At 65.4% G+C, this 21028-nt stretch carries 26 protein-coding genes and 1 tRNA gene; 20 read left to right on the top strand and 7 right to left on the bottom strand.

Annotation, left to right across the window (positions count from 1 at the left end; genetic code table 11):
- The 5 genes from A9995_RS10550 to A9995_RS10570 form a co-directional block, all read left to right on the top strand.
- The coding region (locus A9995_RS10550) for an AtpZ/AtpI family protein (RefSeq protein ID WP_199797256.1) at positions 1–180 on the top strand (180 nt) is incomplete at its 5' end.
- A 56-nt stretch (positions 181–236) separates the two neighbouring features.
- On the top strand, positions 237–1022 hold the full coding sequence (locus A9995_RS10555; protein WP_067612713.1) for a F0F1 ATP synthase subunit A: 786 nt from the start codon (positions 237–239) through the stop codon (positions 1020–1022).
- A 40-nt stretch (positions 1023–1062) separates the two neighbouring features.
- Positions 1063–1290: a F0F1 ATP synthase subunit C gene (locus A9995_RS10560; protein WP_067612715.1), complete on the top strand. Its 228-nt coding sequence runs from the start codon at positions 1063–1065 to the stop codon at positions 1288–1290.
- 66 nt (positions 1291–1356) lie between these two features.
- Positions 1357–1851: an ATPase gene (locus A9995_RS10565; protein WP_067612717.1), complete on the top strand. Its 495-nt coding sequence runs from the start codon at positions 1357–1359 to the stop codon at positions 1849–1851.
- Positions 1844–2413, top strand: a complete 570-nt coding sequence (locus tag A9995_RS10570) for a hypothetical protein (RefSeq protein ID WP_067612720.1) — start codon at positions 1844–1846, stop codon at positions 2411–2413. Before A9995_RS10565 ends, A9995_RS10570 begins: the two co-directional genes overlap by 8 nt.
- A gap of 18 nt (positions 2414–2431) precedes the next feature.
- On the opposite strand, the gene A9995_RS10575 is transcribed toward A9995_RS10570, so the two are convergent.
- The 6 genes from A9995_RS10575 to aroA form a co-directional block, all read right to left on the bottom strand.
- Positions 2432–3406, bottom strand: a complete 975-nt coding sequence (locus tag A9995_RS10575) for an NADPH:quinone oxidoreductase family protein (RefSeq protein WP_067612723.1) — start codon at positions 3404–3406, stop codon at positions 2432–2434.
- Between the two features lie 27 nt (positions 3407–3433).
- Complete coding sequence (gloB, locus tag A9995_RS10580) at positions 3434–4189, bottom strand: hydroxyacylglutathione hydrolase (RefSeq protein ID WP_067612726.1); 756 nt, start codon at positions 4187–4189, stop codon at positions 3434–3436.
- A 118-nt stretch (positions 4190–4307) separates the two neighbouring features.
- On the bottom strand, positions 4308–6014 hold the full coding sequence (rpsA, locus tag A9995_RS10585) for a 30S ribosomal protein S1 (protein ID WP_067612729.1): 1707 nt from the start codon (positions 6012–6014) through the stop codon (positions 4308–4310).
- A 422-nt stretch (positions 6015–6436) separates the two neighbouring features.
- Positions 6437–7069, bottom strand: coding sequence for a d(CMP) kinase (locus tag A9995_RS10590; protein ID WP_067612732.1), 633 nt, complete (start codon positions 7067–7069; stop codon positions 6437–6439).
- Positions 7066–7347 (bottom strand): permease, encoded by a 282-nt coding sequence (locus tag A9995_RS10595; protein ID WP_067612735.1) that lies wholly within the window; start codon positions 7345–7347, stop codon positions 7066–7068. The genes A9995_RS10590 and A9995_RS10595 overlap by 4 nt, the downstream gene beginning before the upstream one ends.
- Positions 7344–8675: a 3-phosphoshikimate 1-carboxyvinyltransferase gene (aroA, locus tag A9995_RS10600; protein ID WP_067612738.1), complete on the bottom strand. Its 1332-nt coding sequence runs from the start codon at positions 8673–8675 to the stop codon at positions 7344–7346. Before aroA ends, A9995_RS10595 begins: the two co-directional genes overlap by 4 nt.
- A gap of 230 nt (positions 8676–8905) precedes the next feature.
- On the opposite strand from aroA, the gene A9995_RS10605 reads away from it, so the two are divergent.
- The 5 genes from A9995_RS10605 to rimM all read left to right on the top strand — a co-directional run bounded on the left by A9995_RS10605 (position 8906) and on the right by rimM (position 12154).
- Positions 8906–9229: a TIGR02300 family protein gene (locus A9995_RS10605; protein WP_067612741.1), complete on the top strand. Its 324-nt coding sequence runs from the start codon at positions 8906–8908 to the stop codon at positions 9227–9229.
- Between the two features lie 91 nt (positions 9230–9320).
- Positions 9321–9396 (top strand) — tRNA-Ala (locus tag A9995_RS10610).
- Between the two features lie 176 nt (positions 9397–9572).
- A complete protein-coding gene (gene ffh, locus A9995_RS10615; RefSeq protein ID WP_067613263.1) occupies positions 9573–11054 on the top strand; it encodes a signal recognition particle protein in 1482 nt (493 codons plus the stop codon).
- A gap of 33 nt (positions 11055–11087) precedes the next feature.
- Positions 11088–11645, top strand: a complete 558-nt coding sequence (rpsP, locus tag A9995_RS10620) for a 30S ribosomal protein S16 (protein WP_067612744.1) — start codon at positions 11088–11090, stop codon at positions 11643–11645.
- Positions 11646–11665: 20 nt separating this feature from the next.
- Positions 11666–12154 (top strand): ribosome maturation factor RimM, encoded by a 489-nt coding sequence (gene rimM, locus A9995_RS10625; RefSeq protein ID WP_067612747.1) that lies wholly within the window; start codon positions 11666–11668, stop codon positions 12152–12154.
- Positions 12155–12160: 6 nt separating this feature from the next.
- On the opposite strand, the gene A9995_RS10630 is transcribed toward rimM, so the two are convergent.
- Positions 12161–13084 (bottom strand): NAD(P)/FAD-dependent oxidoreductase, encoded by a 924-nt coding sequence (locus A9995_RS10630; RefSeq protein ID WP_199797257.1) that lies wholly within the window; start codon positions 13082–13084, stop codon positions 12161–12163.
- Between the two features lie 102 nt (positions 13085–13186).
- Here A9995_RS10630 and A9995_RS10635 point away from each other — a divergent pair, with 102 nt between their 5' ends.
- The 10 genes from A9995_RS10635 to A9995_RS10680 all read left to right on the top strand — a co-directional run bounded on the left by A9995_RS10635 (position 13187) and on the right by A9995_RS10680 (position 20989).
- Positions 13187–13456, top strand: coding sequence for a hypothetical protein (locus A9995_RS10635; RefSeq protein ID WP_067612750.1), 270 nt, complete (start codon positions 13187–13189; stop codon positions 13454–13456).
- Positions 13456–13842, top strand: a complete 387-nt coding sequence (locus A9995_RS10640; protein ID WP_067612753.1) for a type II toxin-antitoxin system VapC family toxin — start codon at positions 13456–13458, stop codon at positions 13840–13842. Before A9995_RS10635 ends, A9995_RS10640 begins: the two co-directional genes overlap by 1 nt.
- The gene (gene trmD, locus A9995_RS10645; protein ID WP_067612756.1) at positions 13839–14573 is read left to right on the top strand and encodes a tRNA (guanosine(37)-N1)-methyltransferase TrmD; all 735 of its coding nucleotides are present in this window, start codon (positions 13839–13841) and stop codon (positions 14571–14573) included. Before A9995_RS10640 ends, trmD begins: the two co-directional genes overlap by 4 nt.
- A 13-nt stretch (positions 14574–14586) precedes the next feature.
- Positions 14587–14955 carry a 50S ribosomal protein L19 gene (gene rplS, locus A9995_RS10650; RefSeq protein WP_067612760.1) on the top strand — a complete coding sequence of 123 codons (369 nt, stop codon included), beginning with the start codon at positions 14587–14589 and terminating at the stop codon, positions 14953–14955.
- Positions 14956–15156: 201 nt separating this feature from the next.
- Positions 15157–17388 (top strand): S9 family peptidase, encoded by a 2232-nt coding sequence (locus A9995_RS10655; protein ID WP_067612763.1) that lies wholly within the window; start codon positions 15157–15159, stop codon positions 17386–17388.
- Between the two features lie 70 nt (positions 17389–17458).
- Positions 17459–18484: an aspartate-semialdehyde dehydrogenase gene (locus tag A9995_RS10660; RefSeq protein WP_067612766.1), complete on the top strand. Its 1026-nt coding sequence runs from the start codon at positions 17459–17461 to the stop codon at positions 18482–18484.
- 7 nt (positions 18485–18491) lie between these two features.
- On the top strand, positions 18492–19085 hold the full coding sequence (locus tag A9995_RS10665; protein ID WP_082992647.1) for a hypothetical protein: 594 nt from the start codon (positions 18492–18494) through the stop codon (positions 19083–19085).
- Positions 19086–19104: 19 nt separating this feature from the next.
- Positions 19105–19752 carry a 2-hydroxychromene-2-carboxylate isomerase gene (locus A9995_RS10670; RefSeq protein WP_067612769.1) on the top strand — a complete coding sequence of 216 codons (648 nt, stop codon included), beginning with the start codon at positions 19105–19107 and terminating at the stop codon, positions 19750–19752.
- A complete protein-coding gene (locus A9995_RS10675) occupies positions 19749–20210 on the top strand; it encodes a GFA family protein (RefSeq protein ID WP_082992648.1) in 462 nt (153 codons plus the stop codon). The genes A9995_RS10670 and A9995_RS10675 overlap by 4 nt, the downstream gene beginning before the upstream one ends.
- Positions 20210–20989 (top strand): alpha/beta fold hydrolase, encoded by a 780-nt coding sequence (locus A9995_RS10680; protein WP_067612775.1) that lies wholly within the window; start codon positions 20210–20212, stop codon positions 20987–20989. Before A9995_RS10675 ends, A9995_RS10680 begins: the two co-directional genes overlap by 1 nt.
- The last annotated feature ends 39 nt before the right edge of the window (positions 20990–21028 follow it).

Consider the following 21028-nt stretch of genomic DNA (forward strand, 5'->3'; position numbering starts at 1 on the left):
AGCGGCAACCGCGTTCTGGCCGATTTGCTCGGCGGGATTCTCGGTGGTCTGGTGCTCGGCTGGTTGTTTGACTGGCTGGCGGGTACCTTGCCCTGGGGCCTGTTGTCCGGACTGTTCCTCGGGATAGTCGTGGCCTTCAGAAACGTCATCCGTTCCGCGAACCGGAGTTCGGACGAGTGAACCCGTAACGGGAACACGCCGAATTCGGGACCACAAGGTTAGGGGTTTTTCTTCACGTGGCAGAAGAAGCCAAGGTCGATCCGATGCGCCAGTTCATGATCGAGCCGCTTGGCGGCACGGCAGGCTGGGAAGTCGCGGGCTACAATATCGCTTTCACCAATAGCGCGCTGTGGATGATGATCACCACGGTGCTGCTGGTCGCGTTCATGGCGCTGGGCATGAAGCGCGAGCTGGTGCCCGGGCGCTGGCAGATGATGGTGGAAAGTTTCACCGGTTTCATCGACAACATGCTCGAAGCGAACATCGGCAAGGCCGGGCGCAAATATGTCCCCTATGTCTTCAGCCTGTTCATGTTCATTCTCTTTGCCAACCTGCTCGGCCTGATGCCGCTGGGGCTTGTCGGCGTGCACCCATTCACCTTCACCAGCCATTTCACGGTCACCGGTATCCTCGCGGTGATGTCGTTCTCGATCGTGCTGGGTGTCGGCTTCTGGAAGCACGGCCTCAAGTTTTTCAGCCTGTTCGTGCCGCATGGCACGCCGCTGCCGATGATCCCGTTCATTGCCTTCGTCGAGTTCGTGTCCTTCATGGTTCGCCCCTTCAGCCTTGCGCTGCGGCTGTTCGTTGCGATGATGGCGGGGCACCTTCTGCTCGAGGTGCTATCCAGCTTCGTGATTGGTGGCGGCAATGCCGGCTTCGGGTTCAGCCTGCTCGTCGGCGTGCCCAGTTTCATCCTGATGGTCGGTATCTGCGCGCTCGAACTGCTCGTTGCCGGCATCCAGGCCTATGTCTTCGCGCTGTTGACGGCTCTGTACATCAACGACGCCGAGAATCTTCACTAAGCCTCAACCCACTCAAGTACTTCAACGAAAGGAACATCTCATGGATATGGAAGCAGCCAAAATGCTCGGAGCCGGCCTCGCCGCTATCGGTGCGGGCCTCGCTTCGCTCGGTGTCGGCAACGTCTTTGCCAAGTACCTCGAAGGCGCGCTGCGCAATCCGGGTGCCGCCGACGGCCAGCAGGGTCGCCTGTTCATCGGCTTCGCCGCTGCCGAGCTTCTCGGCCTGCTGGCCTTCGTCGTCGCGATGATCCTGATCTTCGTCGCCTAAGACACGAACAATCGGGCGCGGGCCGGGGATGCTCTCCGGCCCGCCTCCGCTGCAAGAGCCCGCCTCATGCCCCAGATTGCCCAGTTTGCCGAAACCTTCTCCAGCCAGCTGTTCTGGTTGCTGGTATTTTTCGGCTTTACCTTTTTCGTCGTCGGCCGTGGCATGGTTCCGCGGGTGATGGAAACCGTGTCCCTGCGCGACAAGCAGATCTCCGACGATCTGGCTGCCGCCCAGAGCGCACGCCACCGCGCCGACGAAGAGGAAGCGGCTTGGCGCGAGCGGGAAAACGCCAACCGTGCGGCGGCGCACGAGCTTATCGCCAAGGCCAAGGCGGATGCAGCGACCCGGTCCGGGCTGAAACTCGCGGAGGCGCAGGAGCGTCTTGACGCACGGCTGGCCGAGGCCGAGCAGCGTATCGACGTTGCGCGGACCGAAGCAATGACCGAAGTCGAAGCGGTTGCCGCGGACGCGACGCAGGATATCGTCCTTCGGCTCGCCGGGGTCGAGGTAAGTCGGCCGGTCGCGACCCAGGCCGTGAAGGAATCGCTTGCTCATGGCTAACACTGCCCCAGAAGTTTTCACCACTGAACCCGGCGAGGCCTACACCGAGGTCGATGCGGGTGCGGCCAAGCACATCGATCCCATGCTGCTGGGCCTCGCGCCCTATCAGTGGGTCTCGATCGCGATGATGGTGCTGCTGCTGATCGCCTTTTTTGGCGCCAAGGTGCACAAGACCATCGGTGGCGGGCTCGACAACCGGATCGCCGCGATCCGCGATCAGCTCGACGAAGCCAAGAAGCTGCGCGCCGAGGCCGAGGCCCTGCGTGACGAATACGCCGCCAAGATCGCCGATGCGCAGAAAGATGCCGAAGCGATGCTGGCGAATGCGGGGACCGAGGCCGATGCGGTAATGCAGCGCGCCGAGGAAGACAGCGCCGAGATGGTGGCGCGTCGCCAGCGGATGGCCGAAGACAAGATCGCCGCCGCCGAGCGTGATGCGATCAAGGACGTGCGCAACCGCGCCGCGCAGGCCGCGACCGGCGCGAGCCGCAAGCTGATCGCCGAACAGCACGACGCTGCCAAGGACCGCGAACTGGCCGACGAGATCATCGGCGGGCTCTGAGCGCTACGGTTCTGCGCCTTACGGCTCGAGCACGACCTTGCCGACGATCTCGCCGCGCTCCATCGCCTGAAAACCCTCCTGCCAGGCAGAGAGCGGGAGTACCCGATCGATATGCGGGGTAATCGCGCCCTCGCTCGCCAGCCGATCGAGAGCCGCGGCAATTCGCTTGCCGCGCTCGGGGAAGCGGCGGGCGTATTCTCCCGCGCGGACCCCGACCACCGAAAAACCCTTGATCAGCGGAATATTGACCGCAATCTGCGGTATCCGTCCGGCAACGAAGCCCACCACGAGCAGTTTGCCACCGAACGCGACGCAGCGGGTGCTTTCGTCGAAGACGTCGCCGCCAACCGGATCGACGGCGAGATCGCACAAGCGCCCGCCGGTCAGTTCTGAGACGTCCTCGCGAAACCTGCCAGTATTGAGTATCGTCGCTTCCGGTCTGGCTATCTCCGCCAGCGCCTCATATTTGTCGGTTCGATGGGTGGCGGCGATAACCCTTGCGCCGAGCGCGCGAGCAAGATCGCAGGCGGCGAGTCCGACTCCGCCGCTTGCGCCATGAACCAGCACCGTCTGTCCTCGCTCCAGCTGTCCCAGTTCGACCAGCGCGACATAGGCGGTGTGGTAGGCCGCCCCCATCGCTGCAGCCTGCGCGCAGGATAGCCCGTTCGGTACCGGGCGAAGCGCGCCAAGAGGCAGCGCAATGAATTCCGCCATCGCGCCTGTCTTCGCGCCGCCCATCACCAGTTGGCCGGGAGCGAAGCCGCTGGCGGTATCGGCCGCGACAATTTCCCCTGCCATCTCCAGCCCCGAGACGAAGGGCAGCGGCGGCTTGAACTGATACTCACCGCGCGTCATCAGCAGGTCGGGATAGTTGAGCGAAGCGGCGCGCACCCGAACCAGAACCTCGCCTTCGGCGGGTTCGGGTTGCGGTATGTCGGCTAACGCCAATCCCGAGAGGTCGGGGGTGAGCGCGGTGACCCGCAACGCCTTCAAGACGCCCTCCCGCCGGGGCCCTGCGGCCTAGAAATTGTCCTTGGCCTCGCGCAGTGCCGCAAAGGTTTCCGCCGGGGTCTCGCCGCCCCATCTTGCCCGCATCGCCCGATCGTCGGCGCGCAGGAAGGGGTTCGTCTCGAGTTCGCGCGACAGCCGGGTTGGTACCGTCGGTTCGGCTCGCTCGCGCTTCTCGTCGATCTCGCGCGCATAGGCCTGCAGGGCACTGTTGTCGGGATCCGCATGGAGAGCGAACCGGGCATTGGCCTGCGTGTATTCGTGCGCACAATAAAGCACGGTATCGGCGGGCATGGCTTTGATCCGCTGGAGGCTGTCCCAGAACTGCTGAGGCTCGCCCTCGAACATTCGCCCGCAACCCAGCGCGAAGACGCTGTCGCCGACAAAGGCGATGCCGTCGGCGGGCAGATGATAGGCGATATGGCCGTTGGTGTGGCCCGAGACGTCGATCACCCGCGCCTCATGCTCGCCAAGCGTTACCGTGTCGCCATCGGTTACTTCCCGGTCGATCGGCGACAGCCGTTCGACCTCCTGAGGGGCAACCACGGTCGCTCCGCTGGCCTCGACGATGGCCGCGTTGCCGCCCGCATGATCGGGGTGCCAGTGGGTGTTCCAGATCTGCGTGATCCGCCACCCTTTCGCCTCGGCCTGACGGAGATACTCCGCGCCGTCAGGGGTGTCGATCGCGGCGGTCTCGCCGCTGTGGGGATCGTGGAGCAGGAAACCGTAATTGTCGGTCAGGCAGGGGAATTGGTGAATCTGGAGCATGGCGGCAAGTTTACGCGGCCATGCCCAAAAGGAAAGGCCCGCCTTCCCGGATGGGGAGGGCGGGCCTTGCCGTTGTCGGTTGCGGAAGGGGCGGCCTGTGGCTCAACCCCCGCGCGGATCACGAATCGTCGGACTTCTTCAGCGCGGCGCCGAGGATGTCGCCGAGCGAAGCGCCCGAGTCGGACGAACCGAACTGCGCCACGGCTTCCTTCTCGTCGGCGATCTGACGCGCCTTGATCGAGAAGGTCGGCTTCTTCGAACGATCGAAGCCGGTGACCAGCGCATCGATTTTCTGACCGGCCTGGAAGCGATCGGGACGCTGCTCGTCGCGGTCGCGGCCGAGATCCGAACGCTTGATGAAGCCGGTCGCACCGTCTTCGCCGACCTGCACTTCGAGCCCGCCGTCGCGCACTTCGAGAACGCTGACGGTGACCGTCTCGTTCTTGCGCAGCGAACCGGTGGCAGCGCCTTCGCTCGGCGCACCCTTTTCGAGCTGCTTCATGCCGAGGCTGATGCGCTCCTTGTCGACATCGACATCGAGCACGATGGCTTCGACTTCTTCACCCTTGCGGTGCAGCGCCAGCGCGTCTTCGCCCGAGATCCCCCAGGCGATGTCGGACATGTGGACCATGCCGTCGACGTCGCCGGGCAGACCGATGAACAGACCGAATTCGGTGGCGTTCTTGACTTCGCCATCGACCTTGCTGCCGACCGGATACTTCTCGGCGAAATCGTCCCACGGGTTGCCCTGGGCCTGCTTGAGACCGAGCGAGATGCGACGCTTCTCGCTGTCGACCTCGAGGACCATCACATCGACTTCCTGCGAAGTGCTGACGATCTTGCCGGGGTGGACGTTCTTCTTGGTCCAGCTCATCTCGGAGACGTGGACCAGGCCTTCGATGCCGGCTTCGATCTCGACGAAGGCACCGTATTCGGTGATGTTGGTCACCGTGCCGGTGAGCTTCATGCCGATCGGATACTTGGCGCCGACGCCATCCCAGGGATCGCTTTCCAGCTGCTTCATGCCGAGGCTGATGCGCTGGGTTTCCTCGTTGATGCGGACGATCTGGACGGTCACGGTCTGGCCGATCTCGATGATCTCGCTGGGGTGGTTGACCCGCTTGTAGCTCATGTCGGTGACGTGGAGCAGGCCGTCGATGCCGCCCAGATCCACGAAGGCGCCGTAATCGGTGATGTTCTTGACGACACCGTCGATGACCTGGCCCTCGGCGAGATCATTGATCAGCTCGCTGCGCTGTTCGGCACGGGTTTCCTCGAGCACGGCGCGGCGCGAGACGACGATATTGCCGCGGCGACGGTCCATCTTGAGGATCTGGAAGGGCTGCGGCATTTCCATCAGCGGAGTAATGTCGCGCACGGGGCGGATATCGACCTGGCTGCCGGGCAGGAAGGCCACGGCGCCGTCGAGATCGACGGTGAAGCCGCCCTTGACGCGACCGAAGATGCGGCCCTCGACGCGCTTGCCTTCGCCGAACTCGCTTTCCAGCTTGTCCCAAGCGGCTTCGCGGCGGGCGCGGTCGCGGCTGAGCATCGCTTCGCCATCGGCGTTCTCGACGCGGTCGACATAGACTTCGACCTCGGAGCCGACGGTGAGGCCGTGCTCTTCGCTGCCGCGCATGAATTCCTTGAGATCGACGCGGCCTTCGCTCTTGAGGCCGACATCGATGGTCGCCATGCCATTGTCGATGGCGGTGACGGTACCCTTGACGACGCGGCCTTCGAAGCCGCCGTCATCGGCAGAGCCAAGCTGCTCGTCGAGCATTTTGGAGAAATCGTCGCGGGTGGGATTGGCTGCAGTTGCCATATATGTGGTCGTCCTGTTTCGAATTTCCGGCCGCCGGTTCTACCGGGGTCTTTCTCCACCGCGGCGGGATTGCCTTGGTGGGCCAAGAGGCCGTTGTCTGCGCGGGACCGGGTGCCGTCGCGCAGGTTCTGCGGGTGGATGGGGAGGGCGGCGGAAAAGCGAGGTGCGGGGCGCATGGCACCCTCGCGGAATATCGGTCCTGTCGCTTGACCTGCCGCGGACCTTTTTCTGCCCGTCGAACGGGGGCGCGCTTAGCGGAACAGGGCGCTGCAGGCAAGTGAAATGAGGCCGATCTCCGGGCGGGCGACGGGCTGATCCGGCGCGCGATCTGACACCTCTGACACGGACGTGGCGACACGATTTGGCGCCCCTTGTTGGATTACCGCAGGGGGAATCCAACTTCGGCCCAACTTCGCCCCGGCTCAGCGCTCCGCGTCGCCCAACGCCAAAGTGACGGACTCGATCGCCGCGGCAACCGCCTCGTCGCGGTCGAGTGCGCTGGTGTCGATTACCATCGCGTCCGCGGCGGGGCGAAGCGGGGCAACCGCCCGGTTGCGGTCGCGTTCGTCGCGACGGCGCAGATCGTCCTGGATCTCGATCAGCGCCACCTTGACCCCGCGCTCGCGCATTTCGAGGAAGCGGCGGTGCGCGCGCGCCTCGACGCTGGCGGTGATGAACAGCTTGGCCTCGGCCTCGGGAGCGATCACCGTGCCGATGTCGCGCCCGTCGAGCACCGCGCCGCCGGGCTGGGTGGCGAAGGCGCGCTGGCGCTCGAACAGCGCCTCGCGGACCTGCGGATGGACCGACACCCGGCTCGCGAGCCCGCCGGTCTCCTCGTCGCGCAGCACCGGATCGCCCAGCAGGCTGTCCTCGAAGCGGCACGCGGCCAGCGCGGCCTGCGCATCGTCGGGGTCGCCGCCGTCGAGCAGCACCTGCCGCCCGACCGCACGATAGAGCAGTCCGGTGTCCAGATGCGGGACCGCGAAATGCGCCGAAAGCGCCTTGGCGATGGTGCCCTTGCCGCTGGCAGTGGGGCCGTCGACGGCGATAATCATGTCTTACTCCTGCGGTCGCGCAGCGCCTTTGCCAAGCCCCACAGCGCGATCGCTGCCCAAAAACCTTCGAGCACCAGGCTGGGCCAGTTGGTGTGGACCACAAGCGATACCGTCAGCAGCGCTGCACCGGCAAGGTTGGTTCCGTGGAGCAGGAAGGGGTTGGGATCGGCTTTCCAGGTGAGATAGGCATAGGCGGCGATGATGCAGGCCATGCCAAGGAAACCGACGAAGGTGGCGACCTCGGGGGCAATCAATGCGGCAATCGAGGGCGCGATCATCGGGTGGCCTCCGCGAGCAGGTCGAGAAAATCGGGAAAGCTGGTCGCGATCGGCGCGGCATCGTCGATTGCGACACCCTCGGCGCTGGCGAGCCCCGCCACCGCCATGCTCATGGCGATGCGGTGGTCGAGCCTTGTCGCGACAGGACCGCCGCCCACCAGAGCTGCGCCTGCCGAACCTTCGATGACGAGCCCGTCGGCGCGCTCATCCACCTGCGCGCCCACTGCAGTCAGCGCCGCAGCCATGGTGGCGAGCCGGTCGCTTTCCTTGACGCGCAATTCGTCCAGCCCCGAGGTGACGGTGCGTCCCTCGGCCAGCGCGGCAGCGACGAACAGCACCGGGAATTCGTCGATCATGCTGGGCGCAATGGCGGGATCGACCTCCACCCCCTTGAGCGCAGAATGGCGCACGCGCAGATCGGCGACCGGCTCGCCGCCCACCTCGCGCCGGTCGAGTTCCTCGATCGATCCGCCCATCGCGCGCAAAACCCGGAAGATCCCGTCGCGGGTCGGGTTGAGCCCGACATTCTCGATCACCAGATCGCTGCCGGGCACCAGCAGCGCGGCAACTGCGAAGAAGGCGGCGGAAGAGGGATCGCCCGGCACGGTGAGCGTGCAGGGGCTCATATCGCAGGGCCCGTGGATCGCGATGGTCCGCGCGCCGTCGGCGTCCTCGCCGATTGCCACTTCGACCCCGAAGGCGCTCAGCATCCGTTCGGTGTGGTCGCGCGTCGGCACGGGTTCGATCACGGTGGTGGTGCCGGGCGTGTTGAGCGCAGCGAGCAGCACCGCACTTTTGACCTGCGCGCTGGCGACGGGGAGGCGATATTCGATCGGCACCGCCGGATGCGCGCCTTCCATCAGGATGGGGAGCCGGTCGCCGGCGCGCGCGGTGAATCGGGCGCCCATCTGCGAGAGCGGCGCGATCACCCGCGCCATCGGCCGCGCCGAGAGGCTGGCATCGCCGGTAAAGCTGGCGGCAAAGCCGTGGCTGGCGAGCAGCCCCATCAGCAGCCGGGTCGAAGTGCCGCTGTTGCCCATCTCGAGCGGGGCTTCGGGTTCGAGCAATCCGCCGACGCCGACCCCGTGGACTCGCCAGCGGCCTGTCTCGTCCTTCTCGATCCGCGCGCCCATCTGCTGCATCGCGCGCGCGGTGGCATGGACATCCTCGCCCTCGAGCAGCCCGTCGATCACGGTCTCGCCGATCGCCAGGCTGGCGAACATCAGTGCACGATGGCTGATCGACTTGTCGCCGGGCACGCGGATGCGACCCGTGAGCGGGCCCTGCGGGAGGAAACGATGGGGGGGGAAGGAGCGATGGGCGGACACGCGCGGCTTTCGCTGGGTCTGGTGGGCGCGGATGCAAGCCAGGCTTGCGGCGCGCCGGGGAGGGCGGGTAAGCGCCGGTCTTTGACAGTGGCATCGCCATCTGGCAAGGCGCGCGCGCAGTCGATCGCGCGCTTGCCCTACGCTTGATTCTGGGTCAGCGCGATCCCATCCTGTAAGTAGCAAATCATTCAGTCCCGCCGCGATCGGCGGGGCCCAGCCAAGGATTACACATGGTCAAACCGGAATGGGGCACCAAGCGGACCTGCCCGAAATGCGGCACCCGCTTCTACGATCTCAACAAGGACGAGCCCGCGACCTGCATCGAGTGCGGCGAGGAATGGAATCCCGAGCCCGTGCTGAAGTCCAAGCAGCCGATCCCCTTCGAGGAAGAGAAGAAGGAGAAGGAAGGCAAGGCCGACTCCGATCTGGCAGATGACGATCTGGAAGACATCGACGATGACGACGATTCGCCCGACAATGAAGTCGATCTCGGCGGCGATGACGATCTCGGCGTATCCAAGGGCAAGGGCGACGAAGACAGCGTAGAGAGTTGATTTAGCGGTTGCAAAAGGGAGGCGCCCTGCATAAAGGGCGCTTCCCGTAAGGGCTGCGCATCCGCAAGGGTGCCGTGCCCGCGAAATGTATGGGGCCTTAGCTCAGCTGGGAGAGCGCAACACTGGCAGTGTTGAGGTCAGCGGTTCGATCCCGCTAGGCTCCACCATTTCCCACCTCGCCGGTTTGCGGTGAGATGGCGAAGACAGATCAAGTCGGCTCTCATCGCGAGGTCCGCACGCTGGCCGACGAGTTTTCGTCCGCCGGCGTTTTTTGCTTATGTTCGGGCCATCGCGCTCGGAGTCGCTCATCGGGACGGGCGCGCTCGCAAGGAGTTGGTTCAGCATGTTCGACAATTTGTCAGATCGGCTTGGCACCGTCTTCGATCGGCTCAAGGGCCGTGGCGCGCTTTCCGAACAGGATGTCCGCGATGCGATGCGGGAAGTGCGGATCGCGCTGCTCGAGGCCGACGTTGCGCTTCCCGTGGTCCGCCGCTTCATCGATTCAGTCACCGAGAAGGCGATCGGCCAGGATGTACTGCGCTCGGTCACTCCCGGGCAGCAGGTCGTAAAGATCGTCAACGACGAGCTGGTCGAGATGCTTGGCGGCGACGAACCCGCGACGCTCAACCTCGATGCCAAGCCGCCAGTGGTGATCATGATGGTCGGCCTGCAAGGGTCGGGCAAGACCACCTCCACCGCCAAGATCGCCCGCCTGCTGAAGGAAAAGCACGGCAAGAAGGCGCTGATGGCCTCGCTCGACGTCAACCGTCCGGCGGCACAGGAACAGCTCGCGGTGCTCGGCCAGCAGGTCTCGGTCGCGACGCTGCCGATCATCGAGGGTCAGCAGCCGGTCGATATCGCCCGCCGTGCGATGGAGAGCGCCAGGCTGCAATCCGCCGACGTGCTGTTGCTCGATACTGCGGGCCGGCTGCATGTCGATGAAGCCTTGATGGCGGAGATGAAGGCGGTCGCCGGAGTTTCCAGCCCCATGGAAGTGCTGCTGGTGGTCGATAGCCTGACCGGGCAGGACGCGGTCAATGTCGCCAAGAGCTTCACCGACGAGGTCCCGCTCACCGGGGTGGTGCTGACGCGGATGGATGGCGATGCGCGCGGCGGCGCGGCGCTGTCGATGCGCTATGTCACCGGCAAGCCGATCAAGTTCGCCGGCACCGGCGAGAAGCTCGACGCGATCGAGGCCTTCGATGCCAAGCGCGTCGCGGGCCGCATCCTGGGCATGGGCGATGTCGTCAGCCTGGTCGAGAAAGCCGCAGCGGCGGTCAACCAGGAAGACGCCGAGGCGCTCGCGCGCAAGATGGCCAAGGGCCAGTTCGATCTCGACGATCTGCGGATGCAATTGCGCCAGATGCAGAACATGGGCGGGCTGGGCATGCTCGCCGGGATGATGCCGGGCATGAAGAAGGCCAAGGCGGCGATGGCATCCAGCGGGATGGACGACAAGGTTCTGGTCCACATGGATGCGATCATCGGCTCGATGACGCGCAAGGAACGCGCCAACCCCGCATTGCTCAACGCCAAGCGCAAGAAGCGTGTCGCGGCGGGCAGCGGGCGGCAGGTGCAGGAGATCAACAAGGTGCTCAAGATGCACCAGGAGATGTCCCGCGCCATGAAGCAGATCAAGAAGATGGGGGGCCTCAAAGGCCTCGGCGCGATGTTCGGTGGCGGCGGCGGAATGGGCGGCGGCGGCATCCCGGGAATGGATGGCCCCGGTCCGGGCGGGTTGCCCGGAATGGGCGGCAAGAAGGGCCCCGGCGTCGATCCCAACACGCTGCCCCCCGACCTGCGAAAACTGTTAGAAAACAAGTAAATTCAAATAATTGATCTTGAAAGGTAAGATACAATGGCAATTGCACTTCGTCTCAGCCGTGGCGGCGCCAAGAAGCGCCCCTATTATCGCATCGTCGCTGCCGACAACCGTTCGCCGCGCGATGGCAAATATCTCGAGCAGATCGGCATCTACAACCCGCTGCTCGCCAAGGACGATCCCGCCCGCGTGAAGCTCAACGAAGACCGTGCGCGTCACTGGCTCGAAGTCGGCGCGCAGCCTTCGGACCGCGTCGCCCGCTTCCTCGACGCTGCGGGTGTCCGCGAGCGTGCGGCGCGCAACAACCCCAACAAGGCCAAGCCGGGCGAGAAGGCGACCGAGCGCGCCGAAGAGCGTGCGACCAAGGAAACCGAGCGCAAGGAAGCCGAAGAGGCAGCCAAGGCCGAAGCCGCCGCCAAGCCCGCCGAAGAGCCCAAGGCTGAAGAGGCTCCCGCCGAGGAAGCCAAGGCTGAGGAAGCCCCCGCCGAGGAAGCCAAGGCTGACGAAGCGCCTGCCGAAGAGGCCAAGGCTGAGGAAGCTCCGGCTGAAGACGCCAAGGCTAACGACAAGAGCGAGGACAAGGCGGAGGGCTGAGCCTTCTGTCCAAGTCCGCGATGACCGACAAGCCCGTCACCCTTGCCGCCGTAACCGGCGCGCATGGCGTGGCGGGCGAAGTCCGTCTGAAACTGTTCGGCGATGGCTGGGAAAGCCTGAAGCCGCACAAGGCCTTCAACGGCGGCGCGCTGACGCTCGGAAAAATCCGCAGCGATGGCAAGGGCGGCGCGGTCGCGCGCTTCGCCGAGGTCGCGGATCGCAATGCCGCCGAGGCCTTGCGCGGCACCACGCTCACCGTCCTGCGCGCCAGCCTGCCGGCGCTTGAGGAGGGCGAGTTCTACTTCTCCGACCTGCTCGATCTGGCGGTGGTGACCGACGCCGGCGAGGCGGTCGGACTGGTTAAGGCGGTCGAGAATTTCGGCGCCACCGATGTCATCGAGATCGAGAAACCCGACGGCAAGACCGTAATGGTCCCGCTGACCCGCGAGGCGGTTCCCGAGTGGGACGACGAGCGGCTGGTGGTCGCGGCGGGCTTCGTCGAAGAGTAATCGCCGTCAGCGGCGCAGCGGGCGCTGCTCCCCGAGGAAATTGCGGATCGCAGTGGCGCCGACGCCTGCCTGGCCCATGGCATGGCTGATCTGGTCGAGCCCGACCACCACATCGCCCGCGGCGAACAGGCCCGGGACATCGGTCTCGAGATGGTCGTCCACCAGGATGCAACCATCGTCGGAGGTTGTGGCACCGCAAGCCGACGCCAGCCCCGAACGAATGTCCGACCCCAACGCCGGATAGACGCTGTCGAAGCGCATCCAGCCGTCGCCGGTTGCGACGCCGATCCCGCCGTGGTCGAGCGCGAACTCGCTGCAGGGGCCGGCGACGCGGGCGATCCCCGCCTCGTCGAGCGCGGCGCTGCAGGCGTCGGACAGGTCGTGATCGCCATGCGGCGAGATCAGCGTCAGATCGGCGGTGTAGCCGCGCAGGAACTGCGCCTCGGCGGTGCCGTGATCGCCCGTGCCCAGCACCGCGACGCGCTTGTCGGTGACCTCGTAGCCATCGCAGACCGGACAATAGCGCAGCAGCCCGCGCGCCAGTGCCTCGTCGTGGAACTCGTCCGCCATCCCCTCGGGGCGGCGATTGACCACCCCGGTGGCGAGCAGCACCGAGCGTGCCCGATAGGTCTCGTCGTCGCAGCGCACGGTGAAAATGCCGTCTCCGGAGCGCGCCAGTTCGGTCACCCGCTTAGGCTCGCGCAGCGCACCGTACTTCGCCGCCTGGTCGCGCATCCGCTCTAGCAGGTCCGGTCCGCTGATGCCGTCGGGAAAGCCCGCGTGATTGTGGCTCATCGGGATCCAGCTTGCGCGGCTGGTGCCGCAGTCGAACATGCGGATCGCAAGGTGATAGCGCGCCAGATAGATCGCCGCAGTGAGCCCCGCCGGCCCCGCGCCCACGATGATGCAATCGTCGATGGTGTCCGTCATGCCGATTGAACCCTCCTGATGGTGCGCTCGACTCTGCCCGGAAGCGCGGCTTGATGCCAGTACCGGATTTGTATATACTCGAAGTATATACGGAGAGCGCAAATGGGTGAAAACTATCCCGCCAAGAGTTTCAAATCCGGCAATTCGATCGCGATCCGGATGCCGGCCGAACTCGGCATCGAAGCCGGGGAGGAATTCCGGCTGGTCAAGCATGGCGACGGCTCGTTGACGGCGACGCCGGTCAGCCGCTTGAAGGAAGGCTTCCTGGCGCTGGCCGGGAGCATGTCGCAGGGGTGGATGGCAGAAGGCCGCCCCGCCAACGAGCAGGATCGCCGCGACTGGAGCGGCAGCGAGGCTTCGGCCAGCCGCTGATGTATCTGCTCGACACCAACATCTGCATCGAGTTCCTGCTTTCTCGCTCTTCGGACATTCCCATTCGAATGGCCGAGGAGTTCGGGCGGCTTTCGGTCTCGACGATCACCGTCGCCGAATTGCGGGTCGGGAGCAGATCCTCCGCCGATCCCAAGAATGACGAGCGGCGGCTGGATCTTTTTCTGGCCGGGATCGAAGTCGAAGCGTTCGATTCCGTGGCGGCATCCAGCTATGGGCAGATCATGCAACATCTCGAAATGAAACGGCGCAGTTTCGACCGCCTGATCGCCGCGCACGCTCTGGCACTCGACCGCACGCTGGTAACGAACAATCCGCGCGACTTTGCCGATATCCCCGGCCTCGCCACGGAGAACTGGACCCGATGAGCTTCGCCGCCACCATCCTGACGCTCTACCCCGAGATGTTTCCCGGGCCGCTGGGGGTGTCGCTTGCCGGGCGTGCGCTCGAGCGGGGGGACTGGTCGTGCGAGACGCTCCAGATCCGCGATTTCGCCACCGACAAGCACCGCACCGTCGACGACACGCCTGCGGGCGGTGGCGCAGGCATGGTGCTCAAATGCGATGTGGTCGCCGCGGCGGTCGATCGCGCGGTCGAGCTTAGGCCCGAGGCCCCAGTCCTGGCGATGACCCCGCGCGGTGCGCCGATCAGCCAGGCGCGCATCCGTGCCATCGCGGATGGGCCCGGGCTCACCCTCCTGTGCGGAAGGTTCGAGGGTTTCGACGAACGCCTATTCGAGGCGCGTCCGGCAATCGAGCAGGTCAGCCTGGGCGATCTGGTGCTGTCCGGCGGCGAGCCCGCCGCGCTGGCGATACTGGATGCTTGCATTCGGCTGCTTCCCGGCGTAATGGGCGCGCCTTCCAGCGGGACCGAAGAGTCGTTCGAGAACGGCCTGCTCGAGTACCCGCAATATACCCGACCTCAGCAATGGGAAGGGCGCACGATCCCCGAAGTGCTGCGATCGGGGGATCATGCGAAGATCGCTGCGTGGCGCCAGTCACGCAGCGAACACGACACACGGTTACGCAGGCCGGACCTTTGGGAATGCCGCAGTGGCGTTCGGGACCAGCCTGCCTCTGGCGCGCGGCATAAAGACTGAAGGACTTAGGTCGATGAACCTGATTCAAACGCTCGAGGCGGAAGCCATCGAGAACCTCGGCAAGGATATTCCCGAATTTCGCGCGGGCGACACCGTTCGCGTCGGCGTGAAGGTCGTCGAAGGCGCGCGCGAGCGTGTCCAGAACTTCGAAGGCGTCGTGATCGCGCGCTCCAACCGCGGCATGGGATCGAATTTCACCGTGCGCAAGATGAGCTTCGGCGAAGGCGTGGAACGCGTCTTCCCGCTCTATTCGCCGATCGTCGATTCGATCACCGTGGTTCGCCGCGGCATCGTGCGTCGCGCCAAGCTCTATTACCTGCGCGGCCGCACCGGCAAGCGCGCCCGTATCGCCGAACGCCGCGACAACGCGCCCAAGGCATAAGGCTTTCGCCATCGCAATACGAAAGGCGCTCCGGTTTCGGCCGGGGCGCCTTTTGCGTTGGGCGCGGCACTGAACCTTTGCAAACGCGCCTTTGCAAACCGGACAAATTGTCGTCATTGCGAGCAACCGGAGGTTGCGCGACAATCCAGGACGCGCCCTGGATTGCTTCGCTTCGCTCGCAATGACGAGGTTTGAATTGACATGCGTTCAATGCTGCTTGCCACCGCCGCGCTTTGCCTTGCCGCTCCCGCGCTCGCGGACGATCACGCGATGACCGCCGCTCCCGAACTGACATTCGAACGCGTCTTCGCCAGCCCCGACCTCGACGGGCCGAGCCCGCGTCAGGCGAAGCTGTCGCCCGACGGGCGGTTCCTCACCCTGCTGCGCAACCGCGAGAGCGACCGCGAGCGCTACGATTTGTGGGGCTACGACCGGACCAGCGGCGAATGGCGGATGTTGGTCGACAGCGAGGCGCTGGGGACGGGGCGCGAATTGTCCGAGGACGAGAAGATGCAGCGCGAGCGCGCCCGGGTGGGCAGCCTCAAGGGCATCATCGACTATCAATGGACGAGCGACGGTTCGGGCGTGCTGGTCCCGCTCGATGGCGATCTCTATCTCGCGCGGCTCGACGGCAGCACGCTGCGTCTGACCGACACCGAGGAAAGCGAACTCAACCCGGCGCTGAGCGAAACGGGTGAATATGTTTCCTTCGTGCGCGACCGGCGGCTCTGGGTGGGCGAAGTCGGCGGCGAGGCCGCGCCGATCACTCCGCAGGAGGAGAACGAGAACGTGCGCTGGGGCGAGGCCGAGTTTGTGGCACAGGAGGAGATGGCGCGGCTCACCGGCTACTGGTGGAGCCCGCAGGACAGGCGGATCGCGGTCGAACGCTTCGACGAGAGCGAAGTCGGCGTGGTTACCCGCGCGGCGATCGGCGCGACCGGTACGCGAGTCTATGACCAGCGCTATCCCGTGGCGGGCAGCGCCAATGCGCTGGTCGAGCTTTTCGTCATGGATCCCGACGGCCAGAACCGGGTGAAGGTCGATCTGGGTGCCGAGACCGATATCTATCTCGCGCGGGTCGACTGGGCGCCCGATGGCAGCGCGCTCTACGTCCAGCGCCAGAACCGCGAGCAGACCGTGCTCGACATGCTGCGGGTCGATCCCGCGACCGGCGCGAGCGAAGTGGTGTTCACCGAACGCGCGGCGGTCGAGGATTACTGGATCAACCTGTCCGACGATTACAAATGGCTCGACGACGGATCGCTGATCTGGTGGTCCGAACGCGACGGGTTCGGCCATCTCTATCGCTATGCCGATGGCGCCTGGACCCAGCTCACGCGAGGCGAGTGGATGGTCACCAAATTGGTCGGGGTCGATCAGCAGGCGGGCCGGGTCTATTTCCAGGGGACGATGGACGATGTGCTGGCGCAGCAGGTCTACAGCTTCGATCTCGACAATCCCTCCGCGATCGCGCGGCTGACCGATCCCGGCTATGTCAATTCGGCGAGCATGGATGGCAAGGCGCAGACGCTGCTGGTGAGCCGTTCCAGGCCCGACCAGCCGACGCAAAGCTATATCGCCGACACCGGTGGCGAGCGGCTGACCTGGATCGAGGAGAACGCGGTGGATGCCGAGCATCCCTACGCGCCCCACCTCGCCAGCCACCGGGCGCCCGAATTCGGGACCATCCTCGCCGAGGACGGCACCGAGCTGCACTGGAAGATGATCCGCCCCGCAATGGAACCGGGCAAACGCTATCCGGTCTATTACTACCACTACAGTGGGCCGGGCCCGCAGGTGGTGCAGCGGGGCTGGAGCGCGCCGCTCGAACAGGCGATCGTCGACAAGGGCTATATCTGGTTCGCGCTCGACAACCGCGGCTCGGCCAATCGCGGGGTCGCCTTCGAACAGCCGATCTATCGCGGGATGGGCGGGGTCGAGGTGCGCGACCAGAAGCTGGGCGCCGAGTTCCTCAAGACGCTCGATTTCGTCGATCCCGACAAGATCGCATTGGATGGCTGGTCCTACGGCGGCTACATGACGCTCAAGCAGTTGCAGGCCGATCCGGGGCTCTACGCTGCCGGGGTTGCGGGCGCAACGGTCACCCGCTGGGAGCTTTACGACACGCATTATACTGAGCGCTACATGGGCACGCCGCAAGCAGATGGACCTGCTTATACTGCCGCTTCCGCCATTCCCGAGGCGACCAGCATCATCGATCCGCTGCTGGTGATCCACGGCATGGCGGACGACAATGTGGTGTTCGAAAATGCCACCGAGGTGATCGCCGCGATGCAGGAGGGCAATGTGCCCTTCGAGATGATGCTCTACCCCGGCTACACCCACCGCGTGTCGGGCGAGCAGATCTCGCCGCATCGTTACAACACGGTGTTCCGCTTCTTCGAGAGCCATGGGGTGGCGCCGCCCGAGTGAGCGGCAGCTTGCGGTTGTGAACGGCGGCGGCATCGCTATGTCCCGCATGCAAACCTCTAGGAGACAGCATTTGGGTTATCGTGTGGCAGTCGTCGGAGCGACCGGGAACGTTGGGCGCGAGATAATGCAGGTGCTGGCCGAGCGCGAGTTCCCCATCGACGAGGTGGCGGCGGTCGCATCGAGCCGCAGCCACAACCTCGAGGTCGAATACGGCGACACCGGCAAGATGCTGAAATGCCGCAATATCGAGCATTTCGACTGGGCCGGCTGGGATATCGCATTGTTCGCCGCGGGCAGCGGCCCGGCCAAGGAATTCGCGCCCAAGGCGGCGGCGGCGGGCTGCGTGGTGATCGACAATTCCTCGCTCTACCGCATGGACCCCGATGTGCCGCTGATCGTCCCCGAGGTGAACCCGGAAGCGATCCACGGCTATTCCAAGCGCAACATCATCGCCAACCCCAATTGCTCGACCGCGCAGCTGGTGGTGGCGCTGAAACCGCTCCACGATGTCGCGCGGATCAAGCGCGTGGTGGTGGCGACCTACCAGTCGGTTTCGGGCGCGGGCAAGGCAGGCATGGACGAACTGTTCCAGCAGAGCCGCGCGATCTTCGTCGGCGATCCGGTCGAGACCGTGGCTTTCACCAAGCAGATCGCCTTCAACGTCATCCCGCATATCGACAGCTTCCTCGACGACGGTTCGACCAAGGAAGAATGGAAGATGGTGGTCGAGACCAAGAAGATCCTCGACCCGAAGATCAAGCTCACCGCGACCTGCGTGCGGGTGCCGGTGTTCGTCGGCCATTCGGAATCGGTGAACATCGAGTTCGAAGAGGAAATGACCGCCGAACAGGCGCAGGATATCCTGCGCGAGGCGCCCGGGATCATGCTGATCGACAAGCGCGAGGACGGCGGATACGTCACGCCCGTGGAGGCCGCGGGCGACAGCGCGACCTATATCAGCCGGGTGCGCGAGGACCCGACGGTGGAATACGGGATCAATCTGTGGTGCGTGTCGGACAATCTGCGCAAGGGCGCTGCGCTCAACGCGGTGCAGATCGCGGAACTGCTCGGCCGCGAGTGTCTCAAGAAGGGGTAGGGCTGCGATGACCATGCGTTGGACGATGATCGGCGTGGCGGCGCTGGCGCTTGCTGCCTGCAGCGAGAACGCGCCTGAGGATGCTGCAGAAGGCTCCGAGGTCGCGATGCAGGAAACTCCCAATCTGCCCGCCGATCCGGCTGGCGTCGTCCGCCTGCGCGGCGACGGGCTCGAGGTCACCGGCCCGCTCGGCACCATGCTGACCTTCGGAAGCCAGCGCGCGCCTGTCGAAGCGGAACTGGCCAAGGTCTTTAGCGAAGCTCGCGACGCCGGGACCAACACCGAATGCGGCGCCGGACCGATGGCCTTCACCGAATATCCCGGCGGTCTGACGCTGAACTTTCAGGACGGTGCGCTGGTCGGCTGGTCGCTGCGCGATGATGAAGACGGCGACAGCGCGGATATCGCCACCGCCGAGGGGATCGCGCTCGACAGCAGCGAAGCCGAACTCGCCGAGGCCTACGAAGTCGAGATGATCGCGGACAGCACGCTGGGCGAGGAATTCACCACCCCTGCGGGTGTCTTCGGTTTCCTCACCGGCGAGGGCGCCGCGCGGCAGGTGGAATCGCTCCACGCGGGCACGAATTGCTTCTTCCGCTGACCTGCGCGAGAATGGCGCGATGACCCTCACTGCCGAGCTCTATTTCAGCTTCCGCTCGCCCTATAGCTATCTCGCCGTGGGCCGCTACCGCGCGATGGCGGAGGCCTGCGATCTCGACATCGCACTGCGCCCGGTCTGGCCGCTGGCGGTGCGCCAGCCGGATTTCTTCGAGCGCAACCATCCCAACTGGCTGGGCTACACCATGCGCGACATGATGCGCGTGGCGCAATTCCACGATATTCCCTTCGGCCCTCCACGGCCCGACCCCATCGTCCAGGACACCGCCACAAGGCGGATCGCCGAGGACCAGCCGCATATCCGCCGGATCACGAGGCTCGGCCAGGCGGCGGCGCGTCGCGGCAAGGGCCTTGCCTTCGCGCATGAGGCGGGCCGGCTGATCTGGGGCGGGGCCGAGGGCTGGAACGAGGGCGATCACCTCGCCGGCGCCGCGACCCGCGCCGGGCTCGATCTCGCCGAACTCGACGTCGAGGCCGAGCGCGACGCACAGACGCTCGACGCCGAGATCGCCGCCAATCAGGACGCGCTCGAGGCCGCGGGCCATTGGGGCGTGCCGACGCTGGTGTTCGAGGGCGAACCCTTCTTCGGCCAGGACCGCATCGAGATGGTGCGCTGGCGAATGGAGCAGCGGGGGCTGGTCCAGCGATGAGCCCGCCCCATGGCGAACTGACCGGCGGGTGCAATTGCGGGGCAGTCCGTTACCGCCTGGCCCAAGGCATGCGGTTGCCGCCCTATGCCTGCCACTGCACGGATTGCCAGACCCGCACCGGAAGTGCCTTCAGCGAGCATATGCTCTTCGCCGAGAGGGACATAACTCTCGAAGGACCGGTGAAGGCGGGCACCATGGTCCAGCCCAGCGGTGCGGTCTCGACCATCCATGGATGCGAGACATGTCTGGCGCGTATCTATGCGACCAACGACCGCAATCCGGGCTTCGGCTCGCTGCGCTGCGGCACGCTCGACAACAGCGCGCTGCTTGAAATTCATGCGCATTTCTGGGTCGCCAGCAAGCAGCCGTGGATCATCCTTCCACCCGAAGCGAAAACGCACCAAACCCAGCCCGACACAAGCTCGGGCTGGGTGGCTTTCCTGACAGGGACAGATTGATGGATACGACCACCGAACGCTTTGCCAGTTTCGATGGCACCGAGCTCGCGCTGCACCGGGTGGGGGCGGGGCGGCCGCTGGTGCTGCTGCACGGGCTGTTCTCGAGCGCGCAGATGAACTGGATCAAATGGGGCCACGACCGCAGGATCGCGGAGCTGGGTTATGAAGTGCTGATGCTCGATTTCCGCGTTCATGGCGAGAGCGCTTCGCCGCGCACGCCCGAGGCCTATCCGGCCAATGTGCTGGTCCGCGATGTCGCGGCGCTGGTCGCGCATCTCGGGCTGGAGGATTACGATCTGGGCGGTTTTTCGCTCGGCGCGCGGACCTCGCTGCATGGCGTTGCCACCGGGGCGCTGACGCCGCAGCGGCTGATCGTCGGCGGGATGGGCACCGCGGGGCTGGGCGAGTGGCAGAAGCGCGTGGCGCATTTCAAACGCGTCATCGACGAGTTCGACAGCATCGGGAAGGGCGACCCGGCCTATTTCTCGGTTCAGTTCCTCAAATCGCAAGGGGTCGACCGGGTCGCGGCGCGGTTGCTGCTCGACACCATGCCCGATCTCGATCTGGCGCAGCTGGCGAATGTCGCCATGCCCACGCTGGTGGTGTGCGGCGACGAGGATCGCGACAATGGCTCGGCGGAGGAGCTTGCCGCGATGCTGCCCGATGCGACCTATGTCGAGGTGCCGGGCACGCATATGGGCAGCGTCACCAAGCCCGATCTCGGGCAGGCGATGGCCGAATGGCTTGGCCCGGCAGAGGACGCCGGGCGCCGCTTGTGAGCGTTGCCCCCTGCAGGTAGACTGGCAGTCTATCGCAGA

This window comes from Erythrobacter sp. QSSC1-22B (assembly GCF_001678665.1).
In the GTDB taxonomy this organism is placed as follows: domain Bacteria; phylum Pseudomonadota; class Alphaproteobacteria; order Sphingomonadales; family Sphingomonadaceae; genus Qipengyuania.